This window comes from Rhizobacter sp. (assembly GCF_031412495.1).
GTDB lineage: Bacteria > Pseudomonadota > Gammaproteobacteria > Burkholderiales > Burkholderiaceae_C > Schlegelella_A.
The window spans coordinates 1-3318 of record NZ_JANODC010000271.1 but is presented as its reverse complement, the minus strand read 5'-3'; the positions used below and the strand labels follow the sequence as shown (position 1 = coordinate 3318).

Annotated in this window: 2 protein-coding genes; both read left to right on the top strand. The window is 71.3% G+C overall.

The window, feature by feature from the left end; all coding sequences use genetic code 11:
• Positions 1–228 precede the first annotated feature (228 nt).
• Positions 229–2871: an alanine--tRNA ligase gene (gene alaS, locus AC30N0_RS10290; RefSeq protein ID WP_489517824.1), complete on the top strand. Its 2643-nt coding sequence runs from the start codon at positions 229–231 to the stop codon at positions 2869–2871.
• The gene (locus AC30N0_RS10285) at positions 2868–3248 is read left to right on the top strand and encodes a dihydroneopterin aldolase (RefSeq protein ID WP_489517823.1); all 381 of its coding nucleotides are present in this window, start codon (positions 2868–2870) and stop codon (positions 3246–3248) included. Before alaS ends, AC30N0_RS10285 begins: the two co-directional genes overlap by 4 nt.
• Positions 3249–3318: the final 70 nt, after the last annotated feature.

The window sequence follows — 3318 nt, the reverse complement described above, 5'->3', positions numbered from 1 at the left end:
GCGCTCGCCGCCGCCCCCCCGGCGCTGGGCGGCGGCGGCTTGCGTGCCGCGCACCACGGCGACGGCGCCCCGCGCACCGCGGCCAACGACGACGCCTGAGCTTCGGCCGCCCGGTGCCGCGCACCGGCTCGCCGCGATGTACGGGACAATCGCGGCGTCAGCCCTGCCCGTGGATGGCGGTCCGTTCCCGGCCGCGCGGGCGCAGCGAATTCCCGTCGAAAGCGTGCCTTGAAAGCATCCGAGATCCGTTCCACGTTCCTGAAGTTCTTCGAGTCGAAGGGCCACACCGTCGTCGCCTCGAGCCCGGTCGTGCCCGGCGACGACCCGACCTTGCTGTTCACCAACGCCGGGATGAACCAGTTCAAGGACGTCTTCCTCGGCTTCGACCGGCGCTCCTACGTGCGCGCGGCGACGTCGCAGAAGTGCATCCGTGCCGGCGGCAAGCACAACGACCTGGAGAACGTCGGCTACACGGCGCGGCACCACACCTTCTTCGAGATGCTGGGCAACTTCAGCTTCGGCGACTACTTCAAGCGCGACGCGCTGAAGTACGCCTGGGAGCTGCTGACCGAGGTCTACAAGCTGCCGAAGGACAAGCTCTGGGCCACCGTCTACGCCGAGGACGACGAGGCCTACGACATCTGGCTGAAGGAGATCGGCCTGCCGGCCGAGCGGATCGTCCGCATCGGCGACAACAAGGGCGCGCGCTTCGCGTCGGACAACTTCTGGATGATGGGCGACACCGGCCCGTGCGGCCCGTGCAGCGAGATCTTCTACGACCACGGGCCCGGGGTCGCGGGCGGCCCGCCGGGCTCGGCGGAGCAGGACGGCGACCGCTACATCGAGATCTGGAACAACGTCTTCATGCAGTTCAACCGCGACGACGCGGGGGTGATGCACAGGTTGCCGAAGCCGAGCGTCGACACCGGCATGGGCCTCGAGCGCCTGACCGCGGTGCTGCAGCACGTGCACTCGAACTACGAGATCGACCTCTTCGTGACGCTCTTGGCCGCGGCCAAGAAGGTCGTCGACGAGGCCGGCGCGCACGACTGCAACGGCGACTCGCCGTCGCTCAAGGTCATCGCCGACCACATCCGGGCCTGCGCCTTCACCGTCGTCGACGGCGTGATTCCCGGCAACGAGGGCCGCGGCTACGTGCTGCGCCGGATCACGCGGCGCGCCATCCGGCATGGCTACAAGCTCGGCGCCAGGAAGCCCTTCTTCCACCGGCTGGTCGGCGACCTGGCGGCGGCGATGGGCGACGCCTACCCGGAGCTGCGCCGCGAAGGCAGGCGCGCCACCGAGGTGCTGCGCCAGGAGGAAGAGCGCTTCTTCCAAACCATCGCCAACGGCATGGAGATCCTCGAGTCCGCGATCGCCGCTTTGCCGGCGAACGGCGTGGCCCGCGTCCTGCCCGGCGAGCTCGCCTTCAAGCTGCACGACACCTACGGCTTCCCGCTCGATCTCACCGCCGACGTCTGCCGCGAGCGGGACGTCGCCGTCGACAGCGCCGGCTTCGAGGCGGCGATGGGCCGTCAGCGCACCCAGGCGCGCGCCGCCGGCAAGTTCAAGGTCGGCCAGGGCCTCGAGTACGCCGGCGGCGACACCACCTTCCACGGCTACGACAAGCTGGCGCACGACAGTGCCGAGGTGGTGGCGATCTATGTCGACGGCAGCCCGGCGACGTCGGCGCGGGCCGGCGACGATGCGGTGGTGGTCCTCGACCACACGCCGTTCTATGCCGAGTCCGGCGGCCAGGTCGGCGACACCGGCGAGCTGCGCAACGCGAGCTCGCGCCTCGTCGTCGAGGACACCGTCAAGGTGCAGGCGGCGGTGTTCGGCCACGAGGGCCGCGTCGTCGAAGGCGAGATCCGCGTCGGCGACACGGTGCAGGCGAACGTCGACGTGGCGCGCCGCGCCCGCACGGTGCGCAACCACAGCGCCACGCACCTGATGCACAAGGCCCTGCGCGAGGTCCTCGGCGAGCACGTGCAGCAGAAGGGCTCGCTCGTCGACGCCGAGCGGACGCGCTTCGACTTCGTGCACAACGCGCCCCTGACCGACGAGCAGATCCGCCGGGTCGAGCAGATCGTCAACGCCGAGATCCTCGAGAACCACGCGACGAACGCACGCACGATGCCGATCGCCGACGCGCAGAAGCTGGGCGCGATGATGCTGTTCGGCGAGAAGTACGGCGACGAGGTGCGCGTGCTCGACATCGGCAGCAGCCGCGAGCTCTGCGGCGGCACGCACGTGCAGCGCACCGGCGACATCGGCCTGTTCAAGATCGTCGCCGAGAGCGGCGTCGCGGCCGGCGTGCGCCGCGTCGAGGCGGTCACCGGCGACAACGCGCTCGCCTACCTGCAGTCGCTCGAAGCCACGGTGCAGCGGCTCGCGGCGACGCTGCGCGCCGCGCCGGCCGAGGTGCCGGCACGGCTCGGCCAGGTGCTCGACCAGCTGCGCTCGCTCGAGAAGGAGCTCGGCGCGCTGAAGGGCCGGCTGGCCTCGGCGCAGGGCGGCGACCTCGCCGGCCAGGCCGTCGACGTCAAGGGCCTCAAGGTCCTGGCGGCCCGGCTCGACGGCGCCGACGCGAAGACGCTGCGCGACACGCTCGACAAGCTGAAGGACAAGCTGAAGACGGCGGTGATCGTCCTCGCCGCGGTCGACGGCGCGCGGGTCCAGCTCGCTGCCGGCGTGACGTCCGACAGCACCGGCCGGGTCAAGGCCGGCGACCTGGTCAACTTCGTCGCCGGCCAGGTCGGCGGCAAGGGCGGCGGCAAGGCCGACATGGCGATGGCCGGCGGCACCGACGCCTCGCGGCTCGCCGAGGCGCTCGCCTCGGTCGTGCCCTGGGTGGAGGAGCGGGCATGAAGGCGCGCGGCGACGACGCCATGGACATGCTCTTCCTCGAGGGCCTCGAGGTGCCGTGCCGGGTCGGCTGCACCGACCCGGAGCGGGCGACGCCGCAGTCGCTGCGCGTCTCGGTGCAGCTCTACTGCGGATCGCTGCGCGACGCCGCCCTCGCCGACGACCTGGAGCGCACGGTCGACTACCGCCTCGCCGGCGACATGATCGCGGCCGTGCAGGGCCGCGAGTACCTGCTGATCGAGCGCGTCGCCGAGACGCTGGCCGAGGTCGCGCTCGCCAACCCGCTCGTCGATCACGTCACCGTCAGCGTCAGCAAGCGGCCGCCGGTGCAGGGCCTCGAATGGGCGGGAGTGCGCATCACGCGCGGCCGCGACCGATGAGGGTGGTGAGCAACACGGCCGTCTCCCTCGACGGCCGGATCAACACCCGCGAGCGCCGCTTCACCTTCTT

Bases quoted from the DNA above. Each gene is read 5' to 3' on its own strand.
- AC30N0_RS10285 (WP_489517823.1), top strand. From the start codon at position 2,868: ATGAAGGCGCGCGGCGACGACGCCATGGACATGCTCTTCCTCGAGGGC.